This window comes from Allobosea sp. UC22_33 (assembly GCF_042700715.1).
Classification (GTDB): Bacteria; Pseudomonadota; Alphaproteobacteria; order Rhizobiales; family Beijerinckiaceae; genus Allobosea.
Genome location: NZ_CP170556.1, coordinates 3,675,854 through 3,692,771, shown reverse-complemented (window position 1 = coordinate 3,692,771; position 16,918 = coordinate 3,675,854). Strand labels below are relative to the sequence as shown.

Genomic DNA, 16,918 nt, shown 5'->3' with positions numbered 1-16,918 from the left:
TTCACGCTGCGGCGCGCACGGGAAGACGCCTTTCAGAACGATGACGTCCTTCAGAACAGCCCTTCGATGCGCCCCTGTGCATCGATATGGATGCGCTCGGCGGCGGGCTCGCGCGGCAGGCCTGGCATGGTCATGATGTCCCCGCAGATCGCGACGACGAAGCCGGCGCCGGCCGAGAGCCTGAGCTCGCGTAGCGGCACGGTATGGCCGGAGGGCGCGCCGCGCAGGGTCGGGTCGGCCGAGAAGGAATACTGGGTCTTGGCGACGCAGACCGGCAGGTCGCCGAAGCCGGCCTCCTCCAGCTCGGCGAAACGAGCCTGCAGCTTGGCGTCGACTCTGACGCCCTCGGCGCCATAGATCTCGCGTGCGATCGTCTCCAGCTTCTGCCGCAGCTTCATCGCATCGGGATAGAGCGGGGCGAAATCGGCCTCGCCCTCGTCTGCGAGCGCGGCGACCTTGCGGGCGAGTTCCTCCGCGCCGGCGCCGCCTTCGGCCCAGTGCCGGCAGATCACCGCCTCGACGCCGAGATGGTTGCGGCAATAGTTGCGGATGAGCTCGTGTTCGGCGGCCGTATCGGTGGTGAAATGGTTGATCGCCACGACCGGCGGCACGCCGAACTTCCTGATATTGTTGACGTGGCGGGTCAGGTTGGAAAGCCCCGCTTCCAGCGCCTTCAGGTCCTCGCGGCCGAGCGCGTCCTTGGCGAGGCCGCCATGCATCTTGAGGGCGCGGACGGTGGCGACCACGACGGCGGCAGCGGGTTTCAGCCCGGCCTTGCGGCACTTGATGTCGAAGAATTTCTCGGCGCCGAGATCGGCCCCGAAGCCGGCCTCGGTGACGACGTAGTCGGCGAGCTTCAGAGCGGCCTTCGTCGCGATCACCGAATTGCAGCCATGGGCGATATTGGCGAAGGGGCCGCCATGGACGAAGGCCGGCGTGCCTTCCAGCGTCTGCACGAGGTTCGGCATCAGCGCGTCCTTGAGCAGCACGCTCATCGCGCCGGTGGCCTTGATGTCGGCGGCGGTGACGAGGCGCTTGTCGCGCGTGCGGCCGACGACGATGCGGCCCAGGCGCGCTTCGAGATCGGCGGCATCGCGCGCCAGGCAGAAGATCGCCATGACCTCGGAGGCGACGGTGATGTCGAAGCCGTCCTCGCGCGGGAAGCCGTTGCTGGCGCCGCCGAGCGAGGAGACGATGGACCGCAGCGCCCGGTCGTTCATGTCCATGACGCGGCGCCAGGCGATATGGCGCGTGTCGAGACCGAGGCCGTTGCCCCAGTAGACATGGTTGTCGATCATCGCCGCCAGCAGGTTATGGGCGCTGGTGATCGCGTGGAAATCGCCGGTGAAATGCAGGTTGATCTGCTCCATCGGCACGACCTGGGCATAGCCGCCGCCGGCCGCGCCGCCCTTCATGCCGAAGCTCGGGCCGAGCGAGGGCTCGCGCAGCGCGATCATCGCGCGCTTGCCGATGCGGGAGAGCCCGTCGCCGAGCCCGACCGTGGTCGTGGTCTTGCCTTCGCCGGCCGGCGTCGGGCTGATCGCGGTGACGAGGATCAGCTTGCCGTCCGGCTTGGCCTGGAAGCCGGGGATCGCCTGCGTGTCGATCTTGGCGATGTGTTTGCCGTAGGGGCTCAGGGCCTCGGAGGGAATGCCCGCCTTTTCGGCGATCGTGGCGATGGGCTGCAGCGTGGCTACGCGCGCGATCTCGATATCGGTCGGCATTCGTCCTCTCGGAGGCTGTTCCTGCCCGCGTCTCCCGAGCGCGGCACCGCGCGGACACTGGCCCGAAAACCCCGCCGCCGCCAGCGCTTTCGCCGGCGGGGCAGGCATGATGCACAAGCCGATATGTCTTTTTACATGCGCGGGAACCGCAACGCCTGTTACTCGTTTGGAAGTGGTTTGGCTGCATGTGGCGGCCCGTGAAGCCTGCGCCGGGAGCGCGGCTTGTTCCGGTCGGTTGGGGGATACGACCTTGGAGAAGCGAACCTGGCCCGTCGGGCAGGGCGAGATGGCGGAGCGGTTGCGCGGCTGGACCGGCAGCGAGACCGGGCTCGGGCGACCCGATGACTGGCCGGCGCATCTGCGCAATGCGCTGCAACTCATGCTGCTGTCGCCGGCCGCGATGGCCCTGCTCTGGGGCCGTCAGGGGCTCATGCTCTATAATGATGCCTATGCGATCATCGCCGGCGCGCGGCATCCCGCAAGTTTCGGCATGAACGTCTTCGAGGCCTGGCCTGAAGTCGCTGAGTTCAATCGCGAGGTGATGGAGCGCGTCTTCGCCGGCGAATCGCCCTCCTATCGCGATCTGCCTTTCGTGTTCTACCGCAACGGCGCGGCGGAGAACGTCTGGCTGAATGTCGATTACAGCCCGGTTCTCGACGAGGCCGGCGAAGTCGGCGGCGTGCTCGCCATCGTGACCGAGACCACCGAACGCATGCAGGCCGAGCAGACCTTGCGCCGGCGCGAGGCGGAGCTGGCACAGGTCCAGAAGATCGGTGGAGTCGGCGGGCTGGAGGTCGACCTGCGCTCCGGCTTCCGGAACCGACGCTCCCCCGAATATCTGCTGATCCATGGGCTGCCGCCCGAGGCGGCGCAGGAGACGCATGAAGACTGGGTCCGGCGCATCCATCCCGAGGATCGGGAAGCGGTCGTGGCGCATTTTCAGGGGGCCGTGCAGGGGAGTGCCACGGCATATCAGGCCGAGTACAGGATCATCAGGCCGTCGGATGGCCAGGTTCGCTGGATCGCGGCGACCGCGCAGATCGAACGCGGCGAAAGCGGCGAGCCCCTGCGCCTGATCGGCGCGCATCGCGACATCACCGAGCGCAAGGAATCGGAGGCCGAGCAGCGCCTGCTGATGCAGGAGCTGGCGCATCGCGTGAAGAACACGATGGCGATGATCCAGGCGCTGGCCTCCCAGACCTTGCGCAGCGCCGGCACGCTGGAGGCGGCGCGCGAGACCTTCAGCGCCCGGCTCGCGGCGCTGGCCCGCGCGCATGACCTGCTGGTGGACGGCCGGCGGGCCGATGCCACGGTCCAGGATATCGCACAGAGCATCATCGCGCTCCAGGGCGATGCGGGGCGCTTCCGGATTCAGGGCGAGACGGTCGTGCTGGGGCCGAAGACCGCGTTGGCGCTGACCCTCATCCTGCACGAGCTCACCACGAATGCCGTGAAATACGGCGCGCTCTCCAACGATGCGGGCGTCGTCTCGCTGAGCTGGAGTGTCGGCGAGATCGAGGGCGTCCAGCAATTCCGATTGCGCTGGCGCGAGAGCGGCGGGCCGCCGGTCCAGCCGCCGACGCGGAAGGGTTTCGGCTCGCGCCTGATCGAGCGTTCCTTCCCGGCGGCGCGCACCGGCACGGCGAGCGCCTATCTTCCCGAAGGGCTCGTCTTCACGCTGGACGCGCCCTTCGATGCACTGGCCGGCGCCTGAGTCCAGGCGCCGCGAGCCGGTCAGCCGGCGAGATGGGCGTTCTGCGGGAACAGGAATTTGCGGGCTTCGGCGTCGAAATCCGTCTTGAAGGCGAACTGGTCCTTGAGGGCGACGGCGCGCTGCGCGGCCGGGCGGGCCGAGATCTCGTCGAGATGGCGCTTCACATGCGGGAACATCTCGGGCCAGGTCTCGCCGACGGCGAAGGAGAGCCGCGTCGCCCAGCCCCAGATCGACATGTCGACCAGGGTGTAGCGATCGCCGAGCATGTAGCGTCGCTTGGCGAGCAGGTCGTTGACGATGCCCCAGTGCCGCTCCGCCTCGCGGGCATAGCGGTTGATGGCATAAGGGATCTTCTCCGGCGCGAAGCGGCTGAAATGCACGGCCTGGCCGCAATAGGGGCCGATGCCGGTCGCGACGAACATCAGCCAGGACAGCATCTCGCCGCGGGCCTTCGGCGTGTCTTCGGGCAGGAACTTCCCGGTCTTCTCGGCGAGGTAGAGCAGGATCGCGTTGGAATCGAAGACGGTGACGTCGCCATCGGTCAGGGCCGGGGTCTTGGCGTTGGGATTGATGGCGAGGAATTCCGGCTTGAACTGCTCGCCCTTGCGGGTGTCGACCGGCACCATCTCGTAGGGCAGGCCGGCTTCCTCCAGGAAGAGCGCGATCTTCGCCGGGTTGGGCGAGGGGTGGTAGTAGAGCTTGATCATCGGGGTCTCCACGCGAGGCGCGTCAGGCCTGTCTCAGTCCGGCGACATAGGAGACGAGATCGGTCAGCGCGGCAATGGTCGCATCGGCCTGGAAGCCGAGCTGCTCCGGCTGCATCCTGAGCGCCTTGAACATCAAGGCGGGGTCGATCGTCGCGGCCGCGGCAAGCTCGTTGCGCAGCTTGCCGGAGGATACGCGCTCGATGCGGGCGACATGGAAGCCGTGCGCCTTGGCGCCGGCGATGTCGAAGCCGTTGGAGGAGACGAAGAGGATTTCGGCGCGCGCAAGACCGAGCCGCTTCTCGACATGGGCATAGCCGCGCGGATCGGGCTTGTAGACGCCTATCTCGTCGACGCTGATCACGGTTTCCATGAGGTCGGTGATCCCGGCATTGGCGACGAGCCGCTTCAGCATGTCCGGGCTGCCGTTGGAGAAGATGGCGAGGCGATGGGAGGCGAGGCCTTCGAGCGCCGTGCGGGCCTCGGGGTAGAGCAGCAGGGCGTCATAGGCGGCTGCGATCCGGGCGACGAGCTCGGGCGAGGAGGCGAGGCCGAGCGTCCTGAGCGTGAAATCCAGGGAGTCGCGGGTGACCGTCCAGAAATCCTCGTAGCGATCCATCAGGGCGCGCAGCCAGGTGTATTCGAGCTGCTTCAGCCGCCATATCTGCGTGATCGTCGCGCCATGGCCGGGAAAGGCGGCGTCGGTGACGGCGGCGACCGACTGGACGTCGAAAAGCGTGCCATAGGCATCGAAAACCAGCGCCTTGATCGACATATGTCTCCTCCGTAGCGGCTGCGTCGGAACCTTAGCCCTCATCCTGAGGAGCCGCGATAGCGGCGTCTCGAAGGATGCTCCAGATGGTTCCGGAACCTCCTGAAACATCCTTCGAGACGCGCCTGAAGGCGCTCCTCAGGATGAGGGCTCGAATTTCAGAGTAGACTCTTAACACTCGCATCGACGGCGTGACGCATGGTATCCGCACAAGCAGATTTCACCCTTGCCGACAGGTCAAGCCGATGCCGCCTCGCCCCGTGATGCTGATGATCCTCGATGGCTGGGGCTGGCGCGAGGAGAGCGAGAACAACGCCGTCAAGCTGGCGAATACCCCGCATTTCGACCGGCTCTGGGCCGCGAACCCGCATGCCTTCCTGCACACCTCCGGTCTCGATGTCGGCCTGCCGCCGGGGCAGATGGGCAATTCCGAGGTGGGCCATCTCAATCTCGGCGCGGGCCGGGTGGTGATGCAGGACCTGCCGCGCATCAACCAGGCGATCGCCGACGGCTCGATCGCGCAATCCCTCGAAGCGAGCGGCCTCGTCGCCGGGCTGAAGGCAAGCGGCGGCGCCTGCCATCTCATTGGCCTCGTTTCGCCGGGCGGCGTCCATGCCCATCAGGACCATGCGGTGGCACTCGCCCGCGTCCTGACCGCGCAGGGCATCACAGTGCATGTCCATGTCTTCACGGACGGGCGCGATACGCCGCCGCAATCGGCCGCCGACTACGTGAAAACCTTCGCGGCGGCGCTGCCGGTGGGCGCTTCCATCGCCAGCGTTTCCGGGCGCTATTACGCTATGGACCGCGACAATCGCTGGGAGCGGGTCGAGAAGGCCTGGCGCGCGATGGTGCTGGGGGAGGGCGGGCGCTTCCCGGATGCCCAGGCCGCAATCGCCGCGGCTTACGCGAAGAACGTCACCGACGAGTTCATCCTGCCGGCCGCGATCGGCGCCTATGCCGGGATGAAGGACGGCGACGGGCTGCTCAGCTTCAATTTCCGCTCGGACCGCATTCGCGAGATTTTGGCCGCCGTGCTGGAGCCGGATTTCGCCGGCTTCGTCCGGCTGCGCACGCCGGTGCTGGTCAAGGCGGTCAGCATGACCTCCTACAGCGCCGAGCTCGACAAGGTCATGCCGACGCTGTTCGCACCGCAGACGCTGGCCAATGGGCTCGGCGAGACCGTCGCCAAGGCCGGGTTGAAGCAGGTGCGCATGGCGGAGACCGAAAAGTATCCGCACGTCACCTATTTCTTCAATGGCGGCGAGGAGACGCCCTATCCGGGCGAGGACCGGATCATGGTGCCCTCGCCGAAGGTGGCGACCTACGACCTGCAGCCGGAGATGTCGGCGCCGGAACTGGCCGCCAAGGCAGTCGAGGCGATCGATTCCGGGCGCTACGATCTCGTCGCGCTCAACTTCGCCAACCCCGACATGGTCGGCCATACCGGCGTGCTCGCCGCCGCGATCAAGGCTGTCGAGACGGTGGATGCGGGGCTTGGCGCCATTGCCGACGCGATCGGGCGGCAGGGCGGGGCGCTGCTGGTCACCGCCGACCATGGCAATGCCGAGCTGATGGTCGATTCGGTGACGGGCAAGCCGCATACGGCCCACACCACTAATCCGGTGCCGCTGATGCTGGTCGGCGGGCAGGGCAAGGGTCTCGCCGACGGGCGCCTCGCCGATATCGCGCCGACGCTGCTCGCGCTGATGGGGCTGGAGCAGCCGGCCGAGATGACCGGGCAGTCGCTGCTGCGCTGACAAAGCAAAACGGCGCGGAGTGATCCGCGCCGTTTGGTGTTTCGATCCGCTGGGGATCAGTACTTGCGCACCACCGGCGGCGGGGCGTAGGCGACCGGCTCGCGCTCGACCGGGCCGCAGCAGTTCGGATCGCCGAAGTTCCAGCGCATGCCGATGCGGAAATCGTGGCTCTCGATGTCCTTCGCCTTGAGCGGGGCGTAGACTTGGCTGAATGCGGTGTTGTTGATGCGGCCGGACTGCGCGTCGCCGAGATTGAGGTAGCGATAGCCCGCTTCAATCGTCAGGTTCTTGTTCACCTCGTAACCGACGCCGGCCATCAGAGCCCATGCGACCCCGGATTTGGTGCTGGTGCTGGCGATGCCCAAAGTCGAGGCCGGGCCAACGATACCCTCGTCGGTGAAGCCGGAGATTCGGTTCGAGGCGTAGCCGATGCCGGCTCCGAGGTAAGGCGTGAGGCAGTTCCAGGTGCCGAGATCGATATAGCCGTTGAACAGAGCGACCATTGATGTCAGGTCGCCCTTGTAGGTGTTGTTCTGGTAGACGCCGGCGAACGGATTGAAGACGGTGTCCGTCACCTGGATCGTGCCCGCGCCGCGGTACTCAAATGTGCCGTCCAGTCGGAACCAGTTGTTGATACGATAACCGATGCCGACGCCGCCGAAATAGGCATTATCCGCCTTCTTTCCAGCGAACGTACCGCCGAACTGTGCGACGTCGTCCTGATGGTATTTTCCGACGTTCTGGATGCCGACGCCGATATCGCCGCGCAGATAGATGCCGCTTGAGATCGTGCCCTTGAGGCCGAGAGGCTCTGGCGGAGGAGGCGGTGCGTAGGCGAGATCGGCGGCTTGCGCTGCGGCGGATGCGCCGAGGACCAGGCTGCCCGCCAGCGCAAGAGTTTTCAGGCTGCCCATGGCAGTGTCCTTCGCATTTGCGCGGCGCAAAGAACGCAGCCCGCGCGAGTTACCCACGACAGGACCATGGCAGTTATTTCTTAAACGACACTTAACCCTAAAAGCTAACCTTACCGGGGACTGAACGGCGGCGGAAAGATAGGCGGAGCTCTAGCGGATGCTTAGGGGCTGGCCGTCATAGGGCAGATTCTTACGCAGGTGATTTTTCGGGAGGCGACGCCGCGAGCTTGCGGGCCTTGGCCGCCAATGCCTCGAACTCGTTGCGAATGGCCTCCAGCTTGTCCTCGTCCAGCTCCTCGAGATCGAGCAGCTCCTCGCGGGCGCCCTCCAGCTTGCAGATCAATTCGTCGAGCTTGATCTGCATCGCGGCCGTGTCGCGGTTCTGGCTGTTCTGGATGATGAAGACCATCAGGAAGGTGACGATGGTCGTCGAGGTGTTCACCACAAGCTGCCAGGTGTCGTTATAGCCGAAGAACGGGCCCGAGAGCGCCCAGATGACGATCAGCGCCGCCGCGCCCATGAAGGTCTGCGGCCTGCCGGCCCAATGCGCTACGGCTTGCGACAGGCGGGTGAAGAGCGAGCGGTCGCTCTGCGGCATGCGGCGCTTGGCCATGGAACGTTCCCCCGAGGCCGGTTGAGGCTTTGTGCTCAACGCGGCCGGGGAGGCGGGCGTTCCCGCGCTGGGAGCATTACGCCATCAGGCGCTCGGCATGCCAGGCGATGTGCTGGGCCATGAAGGTCGAGATGAAGTTGTAGGAATGGTCGTAGCCGTCGCGCATCGTGAGCTGTAGCGGGATGCCGGCGGCGGCGCAGGCGATGTCGAGAAGCTGCGGGCGCAGGCCTTCCTCCAGGAAACCGTCGGCCGTGCCCTGATCGATGAGGAGGTCGCGGACGCGATGGCCGTCGGCGATCAGCAGGGTCGAGTCATAGGCGCGCCATTTGGTCTCGTCCGGCCCCAGATATTTCTCGAAGGCCGGGCGCGACCAGCCGGCGGTCGAGGGCTGGGCGATCGGCGCGAAGGCCGAGACCGAGCGGTAGCGGTCGGGGTTCTTGAGGGCGAGCGTGATCGCGCCATGGCCGCCCATGGAATGGCCGAAGATGCCCTGCCGGTTCATGTCTACGGGGAAATGCCGCCCAATCAGCTCCGGCAGCTCGTCGCGGATATAGGTCTCCATGCGGTAGTTCTTCGCATAGGGCTCTTGCGTCGCGTCGAGATAGAAGCCGGCGCCGGAGCCGAACTGCCAGTTATCCGGCTCGTCCGGCACGCCTTCGCCGCGCGGGCTGGTATCCGGGCAGACGATCGCGATGCCGTTGGCGGCGGCCGCGGCGCGGTACTCGCCCTTGTCCATGACGTTCTGGTGCGTGCAGGTCAGGCCCGAGAGATACCAGAGCAGCGGAACCGGACCGTCCTCGATCTGATGCGGCAGGTAGATCGCGAAGCTCATTGGGCAGGCGCAGGCGGCGCTGTCATGCCGGTAGACGCGCTGCGAGCCGCCGAAGGCCTTGGAGGAGGAGATCAGTTCCATGGGGCGGTTCCTTCAAAGTCTTGGCACAACGCTTGTCATTCCGGGGCGGCCAGAGGCCGAATCCGGAACCTACGACCGGGCGAGCCCTTGCCCGGTCGGCTTATTCAAGCGTCGTACCCGGTCGTGGGTTCCGGGTGCAGCACTTCGCGCTGCCCCGGAATGACAAAGAGGTGGTGCTTCAGTGCCTGCCGAATGAGGCGGTGGAACGGCTGCTCAATAGACCACCACGCTGCGGATCGACTTGCCCTCATGCATCAGGTCGAAGCCGGTATTGATCTCGTCGAGCGTGAGCTTGTGGGTGATCAGGTCGTCGATGTTGATCTTGCCCTCCATGTACCAGTCGACGATCTTCGGCACGTCGGTGCGCCCGCGCGCGCCGCCGAAGGCGGTGCCCTTCCAGACGCGGCCGGTGACGAGCTGGAACGGACGGGTCGCGATCTCCTTGCCGGCCTCGGCCACGCCGATGACGATCGATTCACCCCAGCCGCGATGGCAGCATTCCAGAGCCTGGCGCATCACGTTGGTGTTGCCGGTGGCGTCGAAGGAGAAATCGGCGCCGCCGCCGGTCAGGTCGACGACCGCCTGCACAACCTTGTCGTTGCCGATCTCGGCGGGGTTGATGAAGTCGGTCATGCCGAACTTGCGCGCCATCTCCTGCTTGGCCGGATTGATGTCGACGCCGATGATCTTGTCGGCCCCGACCATGCGGGCACCCTGGATGACGTTGAGGCCGATGCCGCCGAGGCCGAAGACCACGACGTTCGCGCCCGGCCAGACCTTGGCCGTGTAGATGACGGCGCCGATGCCGGTGGTCACGCCGCAGCCGATATAGCAGATCTTGTCGAAGGGAGCGTCCTCGCGGACCTTGGCGAGCGCGATCTCGGGCAGCACCGTGAAGTTCGCGAAGGTCGAGCAGCCCATGTAGTGGAACACTTCGCCGCCATCGCAGGAGAAGCGCGAGGTGCCGTCCGGCATCACGCCCTGGCCTTGGGTGGCGCGGATCGAGGTGCAGAGATTGGTCCGGCGGGACAGGCAGGACTTACAGCTGCGGCATTCCGGCGTGTAGAGCGGGATGACGTGGTCGCCGGGCTTCAGCGAGGTCACGCCGGCGCCGACCTCACGCACGATGCCGGCGCCCTCATGGCCGAGGATCGCGGGGAACTTGCCCTCCGAATCCAGCCCGGAGAGCGTGTAGGCATCGGTGTGGCAGATGCCGGTCGCCATAACCTCGACGAGGACCTCGCCGGCCTTGGGGCCGCCGATCTCGATTGTCTCGATGGTGAGGGGCTTGCCGGCTTCCCAGGCGACGGCGGCGCGGGTCTTCATCGGGTGTTTCCTTCCTTGCGGATGTTCATTTCAGATAGGGGCGGATGACCCGCATGATCGCGGCGATCTCGTCATTGTCTTCGGCTTGTGCCTGCGTTGCCTCGACCGGGCGGGCCATGGTCTCGCGCAGATGGCTTTCGAGCACTTCGGCCATCAGCCCGGTCGCGGCACCGCGCAACGCTGCGAGCTGCTGCAGGAGGGCGCCACATTCCTCGCCGCGCTCGACAGCGGTAATCAGGGCGTCGGTCTGCCCCTTGATGCGGCGCAGCCGCGTGACCGCGCGCTTCTTCTCTTCGGGCGTGTGAGGCATGGGCACGGAGGCTCCGGTTGCCGCGACGCTATGGTACTGAGGGGGAGTATGTCAACGCGCAAGGCGAACTAAAACGAAAAGAGCGGCAGCGTCGCCGCTGCCGCTCTTTCATCGATGTGTTGTCAGGATTGGTTCAGAAGCTGTAGCCGAGCTTCACCTTGACGAGATGCTGGCTGAAATTGGTGAGGTCGAGATTGCCCGGCTCGCCCTTGGCCTTGCCGGAGACCTGGACGTTGTAGGCGGCGGACAACGCGAGCTGCTTCGTCGCCTGCCAAAACACGCCCGGGCCAACGAAGGTGGCGTAGCCCGCTTCGTTGCCGAAACCGAGCTCGTTATGGGCGCGCATGTGGCGCACCTCGCCACTGAGATAGAGGCCGTCCCGCACCTGCCAGGCGAGCGCGCCGCCGACGGTGAACGTGGACGAGCGCTGATACGGCGAGGGGCCGGTCCAGGTCAGGTCGTGCGAGATGTTCAAACCGGCATAGAGCGTGTTCGGGATCAGCGTCTTGTCGGCGAAGATGCGGATGCCGGTATTATAGGTGGTGAAGCGGCCGGCGCCGTCCGGATCGGCGCGGTTCAGGCTGGGGTCGATGACCAGTGTGAGGCCGAGCCCATGCATGTCACGGCCGAGCAGCTTGTACTTCATCTCGACGCCGGCGCCGAAGGCGCGCGAAGTCGGCGCTGACGCCGCCGGCCGAGGCGCTGGTGATGTTGCCCAGGACGTAAGGGCCGATCTCGAAGCAGGGGAAGAGGCCGTAGGAGCCCTGCAGGGTCAGGCCGTGGCTGTTCGAGCTGCCGCCACGCGTGCCGAAGCCGCCGCCATAGGTCAGGCTGGTCCCGAAGGAGCCGGTATCGGCGACATCGGAGCCGGTGGTGAAGCCGAAGGCGTCGGTCGGGATGCCCTCGCTCTCCGTACAGGCGAATGCGGCGGGAGGCGGGGCGGAGGCCGCCTTGCGGGACGAGAGATCGGCGGCGATGGCGGGGGCCGAGAGGGCCGCGGCGATCAGGGCGAGAGCGATGGCTTTCGAAGACATAGGGGGGCTCCGGGGAGGTCTCGGATTGATACGCTAATGCAAATCAATTGCAATAACTATTTCATCCTCAACTGAACCATGTCGGGAGCCTGATCCCGTCGCGATAAAAGAGCCATAGTCGTTTCCGCAATCCGTGCCGCTGTTGTTGCGTTGCAACAGTCAGGGTTTCGGCAGGTTGGACAACCGTTCCAGAGCGCGCGGTGCGATCCCGGCCAGTGCGCCGATCGGCTTCCAGGCGGCGGCATGGACCTCCTCGACCTGCGCGACGAGCGGCAGGGCCGGGTCGGCGAGGAAGAGATACTGCAGGTCGTGATGGATATGGGCGGGCTCGCCGCGGGACGGCTTGCCGGGCACGTCGTGGCTGTCGATCGTAAAGGGCAGGTCGCCGCCTTGATGCCAGGGATGCAGGACAAGGCCCTGCACGCCGGTTTCCTCGACCGCCTCGCGCGCGGCCGAGAGATGGAATTGCTCGGCCTCCTCCCAATGGCCGCCGGGCTGGAGCCAGCGGCCGATCACGACATGGTCGATCAGCAGCACCTGCGCATGGTCGGGCGAGAGCACGAAGGCACTGGTCGTGAGGTGGCCGGGGAAGGTGTCGCGCCGGTCGAGCGCGTGGCCCTCGGCCATCTGCCAGCGCAGCAAGGCGAGGTGCTCGTAGGGATCGGCGACCTCGGCGCGATAGCGTTCGACGGCGCGGGAGAGATCGTTGCGGAAATTCATGGGTCAGCGAGGCTCGATCGGCAGGCGATAGGATTCGAAATGACCGTTCTTCGGACCGTCATAGCCGATGAGGACCGCGAGGCCCTTGCTGTCCGGCGCGAGCACGGTCAGGGATTCCGCCTTGTCGCCGCCACGACCGGGCAGATCGCCAAGCGGCGTTGCCGCGCCGGGCTTGGCGGGGTCGACCAGCAGCAGGGAATAGGGCAGGGCCTGTTCCTGCGCCGGGCCGAGCAGGGCGAGCAGGCGGCCGTCAGGCAGGGGCGCGAGGTCGCGGATGCCGCGATTGCTGCCGGCCGGCAGTTCGAAGACCCGCGGCGTCTCCGTCGCGGGCGCATGGCCCGGCGCGAACAGGGCCTTGAGCGAGGCGCCGACGAGGAAGGCGCGATTGCCGAGCGAAGGCGCGCGCAGGCCGGCCCAAAGCGTGTCGCCGGTGACCGCGATGCCCTCGATGTTCAGGCCGTTATCGTCCATCAGGCCCCGGCCGAAGAAGGGGGCTGCGGGGCCGGCGGCGCGCAGCATGTCGCTGAGGCGATAGGTGAGCTCGACCTTGCCGGTGGCGGTGCCTTCGGCATCGACCTTGATCCGGGCGAGGTGGAAGGCCGAGAGGCGAAACTCGCCCTTCTTGCGCGAGCAGCCATGCGAGCCTGAGACGTAGAAGGCGCCGTCGGCATAGGCCACGGCCTCGCCGTCGAGCTCGGCGAAGCGGCCGGGCATCTTGCAGATGCCCTGTGGCGGCTGGCCCAGCGTATCGGAAGAGGCCTCTCCGCCGATGATCGGCAGCGTTGCATCCGGGGTGATGCGGTTCTCGGCGATGCGGGCGAATTGGGCGAAGGAGCCCTCGTCATTGATCAGCAGGCAGCGCTGTACGCCGTTTGCGGCGGGCATGCAGGCGAGCCCGCTGACATCCCGCGCCGGCTTGCCCGCCTTCTTGCCGGAGAAATCCGCGAGCGTTCTGAAGCGCTGTTCCGGTGCCAGCGTCGCTGCCTCAGTGAAAGCGGTCCCGAGAAGGCTGGCTGCGACGAGCGTGGCGAGGAGGCGGTAGCGCATCGGGCGAATCCGGAGGAAGGGGCGCGGATTGAGCGCGTCCGGCTGGCGGATGTCAAAGCACGGCGGGTGCGACCCCTATGGGATCTTGATGACACTGCCCATCGCCTCGTCTCGAACCCCTATGGCGGCGTCCCTAGCTTGTCGGGGCGGCCCTTGGAGGCCGTTCGGGAAACAGGATGATGTTCAGTATCCCTCGTAGATCCTTCGGCGGCCCGCTCCAGTTCCTGGTCGGGCGCGACGCGGAAGGCCACTGGCTCGCCGTCGAGACGCATGGGCGCGGCGGCGGCATCTTCTGCGATCGAAGCGCCGCGCTCCGCTATGCCGTGTTCGAGACCGGGCATCGGGCGCGTGCGGTCCGGGTGACCGCCAAGACGCTCTCGCTGCTCTGAGGCCAAGTCATGAACCACTGGCTTCACGGCATGTTCACCGCACTGGTCACGCCCTTCGATGACGATGCGATCGATTACGGCGCGCTGGAACGGCTGATTCTCTGGCAGATCGCGCAGGGCGCCGACGGCATCGTCGTCGGCACCGCCACGGGCGAGAGCCCGACGCTGAGCGGAGCCGAGCGGGAGGCGCTCTGCGCCGCCGCCCGCCGCATCGCCCGCCGGCATTACCCGGTGATCGCCGCCGTCGGCAGCTATTCGACGGCCGGAACCGTTGCGGAAATCGTCGCAGCCGAGAAGGCCGGCGCCTCGGCCCTGCTGTTGCGCATGCCCTATTACAACCGGCCGACGCAGGCGGGGCTCGCGGCCCATGCGCTGGCGGCGGCGCAGGCGACCGGGCTCGAGATCATCCTCGACAACGATCCGGATCGCTGCGGCGTCGAGATCGCGCTGGAGACGCTGCAGATGCTGGAAGGGGCGCCGAACATCGTCGGCATCCTGGAGCGGCGGGGCGATCTCGTCCGCTGCGACCGGATCGTCCGCGCGCGCGACCGCCGTTTCATGCGCCTGACCGGCGCGGCCGAGACGATTCCGTCCTATCTGCTCGCCGGCGGCTGCGGCGCGATCACCAGCGTCGGCAATCTCGCGCCGCATTGGCTGGCGCGGCTGGACAGCGCGGCGCGCTCCGAATTCTACGGGCAGGCGCAGATCCTGCAGCGGCGGCTCGTTCCGTTGCTCGATCTGCTCGCGCGCGAGCCTGATCCGGTCCTGATCAAGCTCGCGCTATCGATGCTGCATCCGGAGGTCGGCGCGGCCTGCCGTGCGCCGCTCGCACCGCCGCGCCCGGAATGCGTGCCCCTGCTTTGCGACGCCATAGAGGACCTGCCGCATCCGCTTGTCGGCATGGCGACGAAGCCGGCGGGCAACGGCATGGCGGCAGCCCGCAGACTTTGAATCCACAGCGGGCGCCGCAGCGCACGCCGCGAACCGGATGGAGGTTTTCATGACCGCAATCGGAACCTATCGCCGCCGCCGGGAGGCGATCTATCGCTCCGTTCCGCGGACATCGGCCGGCGGCTGGAAGGCCGACCTGCTGCACCTGTTCGGCTCGGTCGTCCTGCTCGCCATTCTCATCGGCGCGCGGGTCTGGTGGCATCTGCACTGAGCCGTGCAAATGAAAAGGGCGCCGCGATGCCGCGGCGCCCTTCGAAACATCGATCCAACCTGGATCAGTTCAGCTTGGCGTAGGCGGGAACGGTGAGGAAGTCCTCGAAATTGGGCGCGAGCGAGAGCGTCTCGAACAGCGCGATCGCCTCGGGGAAGCGGCCCTTGGCATAGTTCTCCGCGCCGAGTTCGCCCTTCACGCGCTCCATCTCTTCCGGCAGGCAGCGCTTGAACAGCGCGGCATCGGCCTTGATGCCGCCTTCGAGTTCGACGCCGTACTGGCAGAACTGCCAGATCTGAGCGCGGCTGATCTCGGCTGTCGCCGCATCCTCCATCATGTTGTAGATCGGCACCGCGCCGCGGCCGCGCAGCCAGGCCTCGATATACTGGACGCCGACGCGGATGTTCTCGCGGAAGCCTTCCTCGGTGCGCGTGCCCTGGTGGACCTCCAGCAGGTCCTTGGCGCCGATCGAGACGTCGTCGCGCTTCTTGCCGAGCTGGTTGGCCTGCGGCATCAGCCGGTCGAACACCTCCATCGCGACCGGGACGAGGTCGGGATGCGCGACCCAGGTGCCGTCATGGCCGTCACCGGCCTCGCGCTCCTTGTCGGCCTTGACCTTGGCGAAGGCGGCGGCATTGGCCTCGGGGTTGTTCTTGACCGGAATCTGCGCCGCCATGCCGCCCATCGCGAAGGCGCCGCGCTTGTGGCAGGTCTTGATCAGCAGCAGCGAATAGGCGCGCAGGAAGGCCTTCGACATCACGACCTGCGAACGATCCGGCAGGACATAGGCCTTGTTGCGGGCGAGCTTCTTGATGAAGGAGAAGATGTAGTCCCAGCGGCCGCAATTGAGGCCGGCCATGTGCTCGCGCAGTTCGTAGAGGATCTCGTCCATCTCGAAGGCGGCGGGCAGGGTCTCGATCAGGACGGTCGCCTTGATCGTGCCGTTCTTCAGGCCGAGCGCCGACTGGGCGGCGACGAAGACGTCGTTCCAGAGCCGCGCCTCGAGATGGCTCTCCAGCTTCGGCAGGTAGAAATACGGGCCGGAGCCGGCGGCCAGAGCCGCCTTGGCGTTGTGGAAGACATAGAGACCGAAATCCACCAGCGATCCCGAGGCTTCGTCGCCGTCGATCTCGATATGGCGCTCCGGCAGATGCCAGCCGCGCGGGCGGATGATCAGGACGGCCGGCTCGGCCTTGAGCTTGTAATCCTTGCCGTTGGTGGGATCGGTGAAGTCGATCTTGTTCGCCCAGCGGTCCCGGAGGTTGATCTGGCCTTCGATCATGTTGGCCCAGACCGGCGAGGAGGCGTCCTCGAAATCGGCCATGAAGACCTTCGCCCCGGAGTTCAGCGCGTTGACGATCATCTTGCGATCGACCGGGCCGGTGATCTCGACGCGGCGGTCTGTGAGGTCGGCCGGGATCGGCGCGACGGTCCAGTCGCCTTCGCGGATATGTCTGGTCTCGGCCAGGAAGTCCGGCGTCTCGCCGGCGTCGAAGCGCTTCTGGCGCTCGGCCCGGAGCGCGAGCAGGCGCTTGCGGGTCTCGTTGAAGCGGCGGTGCAGGTCGGCGACGAAGCCGAGCGCCTCGCGGGTCAGGATCTGCTCGAAGCCGGGCTGCAGGGCGCCCTTCACGGTGACGCCGGCCGGCAGGGCGAGGGTGGGGGTGTCCGACATGGATGGTCCTCCGATCACGTTGCAGCCATCATTCCGCGAAAGCGCGCTTTGCAAAATCCGGAAAAAATGACGATCACTTGTTCAATATCGGAAACATTCCCTTTTTCGGGCGGGACGTCAGGTTTACAATCAATGGTTGTATCG

General features: G+C 66.5%; 18 protein-coding genes. 5 read left to right on the top strand and 13 right to left on the bottom strand.

What is annotated here, in order from left to right; all coding sequences use genetic code 11:
* Positions 1-50: 50 nt before the first annotated feature.
* Positions 51-1,724 (bottom strand): formate--tetrahydrofolate ligase, encoded by a 1,674-nt coding sequence (locus ACFJGT_RS18005; RefSeq protein ID WP_377840458.1) that lies wholly within the window; start codon positions 1,722-1,724, stop codon positions 51-53.
* Between the two features lie 250 nt (positions 1,725-1,974).
* Here ACFJGT_RS18005 and ACFJGT_RS18000 point away from each other — a divergent pair, with 250 nt between their 5' ends.
* Positions 1,975-3,438, top strand: a complete 1,464-nt coding sequence (locus ACFJGT_RS18000) for a sensor histidine kinase (RefSeq protein ID WP_377840456.1) — start codon at positions 1,975-1,977, stop codon at positions 3,436-3,438.
* Between the two features lie 20 nt (positions 3,439-3,458).
* Here ACFJGT_RS18000 and ACFJGT_RS17995 read toward each other — a convergent pair whose 3' ends face one another.
* Complete coding sequence (locus tag ACFJGT_RS17995; protein WP_377840453.1) at positions 3,459-4,145, bottom strand: glutathione S-transferase family protein; 687 nt, start codon at positions 4,143-4,145, stop codon at positions 3,459-3,461.
* Between the two features lie 22 nt (positions 4,146-4,167).
* On the bottom strand, positions 4,168-4,917 hold the full coding sequence (locus ACFJGT_RS17990) for a haloacid dehalogenase type II (RefSeq protein WP_377840450.1): 750 nt from the start codon (positions 4,915-4,917) through the stop codon (positions 4,168-4,170).
* A 242-nt stretch (positions 4,918-5,159) separates the two neighbouring features.
* Between ACFJGT_RS17990 and gpmI the strand changes: the two genes are divergently transcribed.
* Complete coding sequence (gene gpmI, locus ACFJGT_RS17985) at positions 5,160-6,674, top strand: 2,3-bisphosphoglycerate-independent phosphoglycerate mutase (RefSeq protein ID WP_377840447.1); 1,515 nt, start codon at positions 5,160-5,162, stop codon at positions 6,672-6,674.
* 56 nt (positions 6,675-6,730) lie between these two features.
* Here the strand turns inward: gpmI and ACFJGT_RS17980 are convergent, their stop codons facing one another.
* The 9 genes from ACFJGT_RS17980 to ACFJGT_RS17940 form a co-directional block, all read right to left on the bottom strand.
* Positions 6,731-7,588: an outer membrane protein gene (locus tag ACFJGT_RS17980; RefSeq protein WP_377840444.1), complete on the bottom strand. Its 858-nt coding sequence runs from the start codon at positions 7,586-7,588 to the stop codon at positions 6,731-6,733.
* Between the two features lie 190 nt (positions 7,589-7,778).
* On the bottom strand, positions 7,779-8,201 hold the full coding sequence (locus ACFJGT_RS17975) for a low affinity iron permease family protein (RefSeq protein WP_377840442.1): 423 nt from the start codon (positions 8,199-8,201) through the stop codon (positions 7,779-7,781).
* A gap of 76 nt (positions 8,202-8,277) precedes the next feature.
* Positions 8,278-9,114, bottom strand: a complete 837-nt coding sequence (gene fghA / locus ACFJGT_RS17970; protein ID WP_377840439.1) for an S-formylglutathione hydrolase — start codon at positions 9,112-9,114, stop codon at positions 8,278-8,280.
* Positions 9,115-9,327: 213 nt separating this feature from the next.
* A complete protein-coding gene (locus tag ACFJGT_RS17965) occupies positions 9,328-10,440 on the bottom strand; it encodes an S-(hydroxymethyl)glutathione dehydrogenase/class III alcohol dehydrogenase (RefSeq protein ID WP_377840435.1) in 1,113 nt (370 codons plus the stop codon).
* A 25-nt stretch (positions 10,441-10,465) separates the two neighbouring features.
* Positions 10,466-10,750, bottom strand: coding sequence for a metal/formaldehyde-sensitive transcriptional repressor (locus ACFJGT_RS17960; protein WP_377840432.1), 285 nt, complete (start codon positions 10,748-10,750; stop codon positions 10,466-10,468).
* 133 nt (positions 10,751-10,883) lie between these two features.
* Positions 10,884-11,396, bottom strand: coding sequence for a hypothetical protein (locus ACFJGT_RS17955; RefSeq protein ID WP_377840430.1), 513 nt, complete (start codon positions 11,394-11,396; stop codon positions 10,884-10,886).
* Positions 11,371-11,784 (bottom strand): hypothetical protein, encoded by a 414-nt coding sequence (locus ACFJGT_RS17950; protein WP_377840427.1) that lies wholly within the window; start codon positions 11,782-11,784, stop codon positions 11,371-11,373. Before ACFJGT_RS17950 ends, ACFJGT_RS17955 begins: the two co-directional genes overlap by 26 nt.
* A 159-nt stretch (positions 11,785-11,943) precedes the next feature.
* A complete protein-coding gene (locus ACFJGT_RS17945; protein WP_377840424.1) occupies positions 11,944-12,504 on the bottom strand; it encodes an NUDIX hydrolase in 561 nt (186 codons plus the stop codon).
* 3 nt (positions 12,505-12,507) lie between these two features.
* Entirely contained in the window at positions 12,508-13,551 is a 1,044-nt protein-coding gene (locus ACFJGT_RS17940; protein ID WP_377840421.1) for a DUF3616 domain-containing protein, read from the bottom strand.
* 176 nt (positions 13,552-13,727) lie between these two features.
* Here ACFJGT_RS17940 and ACFJGT_RS17935 point away from each other — a divergent pair, with 176 nt between their 5' ends.
* Genes ACFJGT_RS17935 through ACFJGT_RS17925 form a run of 3 tightly spaced genes read left to right on the top strand, consistent with a single transcriptional unit; the run spans position 13,728 to position 15,102 of the window.
* Positions 13,728-13,940 (top strand): hypothetical protein, encoded by a 213-nt coding sequence (locus ACFJGT_RS17935; protein ID WP_377840419.1) that lies wholly within the window; start codon positions 13,728-13,730, stop codon positions 13,938-13,940.
* 9 nt (positions 13,941-13,949) lie between these two features.
* Positions 13,950-14,891: a dihydrodipicolinate synthase family protein gene (locus tag ACFJGT_RS17930; protein ID WP_377840417.1), complete on the top strand. Its 942-nt coding sequence runs from the start codon at positions 13,950-13,952 to the stop codon at positions 14,889-14,891.
* 49 nt (positions 14,892-14,940) lie between these two features.
* Positions 14,941-15,102, top strand: coding sequence for a hypothetical protein (locus ACFJGT_RS17925; protein ID WP_377840414.1), 162 nt, complete (start codon positions 14,941-14,943; stop codon positions 15,100-15,102).
* Positions 15,103-15,166: 64 nt separating this feature from the next.
* Here ACFJGT_RS17925 and aceB read toward each other — a convergent pair whose 3' ends face one another.
* The gene (gene aceB, locus ACFJGT_RS17920; protein ID WP_377840412.1) at positions 15,167-16,774 is read right to left on the bottom strand and encodes a malate synthase A; all 1,608 of its coding nucleotides are present in this window, start codon (positions 16,772-16,774) and stop codon (positions 15,167-15,169) included.
* Between the last annotated feature and the right edge of the window lie 144 nt (positions 16,775-16,918).

Excerpts from the sequence above, each read along its gene's own strand:
- ACFJGT_RS17965 (WP_377840435.1), bottom strand. The coding sequence starts at position 10,440 with ATGAAGACCCGCGCCGCCGTCGCCTGGGAAGCCGGCAAGCCCCTCACC.
- ACFJGT_RS17990 (WP_377840450.1), bottom strand. The coding sequence starts at position 4,917 with ATGTCGATCAAGGCGCTGGTTTTCGATGCCTATGGCACGCTTTTCGAC.
- ACFJGT_RS17955 (WP_377840430.1), bottom strand. The coding sequence starts at position 11,396 with ATGAAGTACAAGCTGCTCGGCCGTGACATGCATGGGCTCGGCCTCACA.
- ACFJGT_RS17930 (WP_377840417.1), top strand. The coding sequence starts at position 13,950 with ATGAACCACTGGCTTCACGGCATGTTCACCGCACTGGTCACGCCCTTC.
- ACFJGT_RS17925 (WP_377840414.1), top strand. The coding sequence starts at position 14,941 with ATGACCGCAATCGGAACCTATCGCCGCCGCCGGGAGGCGATCTATCGC.
- ACFJGT_RS17975 (WP_377840442.1), bottom strand. The coding sequence starts at position 8,201 with ATGGCCAAGCGCCGCATGCCGCAGAGCGACCGCTCGCTCTTCACCCGC.
- ACFJGT_RS17935 (WP_377840419.1), top strand. The coding sequence starts at position 13,728 with ATGATGTTCAGTATCCCTCGTAGATCCTTCGGCGGCCCGCTCCAGTTC.
- ACFJGT_RS17980 (WP_377840444.1), bottom strand. The coding sequence starts at position 7,588 with ATGGGCAGCCTGAAAACTCTTGCGCTGGCGGGCAGCCTGGTCCTCGGC.
- gpmI (WP_377840447.1), top strand. The coding sequence starts at position 5,160 with ATGCCGCCTCGCCCCGTGATGCTGATGATCCTCGATGGCTGGGGCTGG.
- ACFJGT_RS17940 (WP_377840421.1), bottom strand. The coding sequence starts at position 13,551 with ATGCGCTACCGCCTCCTCGCCACGCTCGTCGCAGCCAGCCTTCTCGGG.
- fghA (WP_377840439.1), bottom strand. The coding sequence starts at position 9,114 with ATGGAACTGATCTCCTCCTCCAAGGCCTTCGGCGGCTCGCAGCGCGTC.
- ACFJGT_RS17950 (WP_377840427.1), bottom strand. The coding sequence starts at position 11,784 with ATGTCTTCGAAAGCCATCGCTCTCGCCCTGATCGCCGCGGCCCTCTCG.
- aceB (WP_377840412.1), bottom strand. The coding sequence starts at position 16,774 with ATGTCGGACACCCCCACCCTCGCCCTGCCGGCCGGCGTCACCGTGAAG.
- ACFJGT_RS17945 (WP_377840424.1), bottom strand. The coding sequence starts at position 12,504 with ATGAATTTCCGCAACGATCTCTCCCGCGCCGTCGAACGCTATCGCGCC.
- ACFJGT_RS17960 (WP_377840432.1), bottom strand. The coding sequence starts at position 10,750 with ATGCCTCACACGCCCGAAGAGAAGAAGCGCGCGGTCACGCGGCTGCGC.
- ACFJGT_RS17995 (WP_377840453.1), bottom strand. The coding sequence starts at position 4,145 with ATGATCAAGCTCTACTACCACCCCTCGCCCAACCCGGCGAAGATCGCG.
- ACFJGT_RS18005 (WP_377840458.1), bottom strand. The coding sequence starts at position 1,724 with ATGCCGACCGATATCGAGATCGCGCGCGTAGCCACGCTGCAGCCCATC.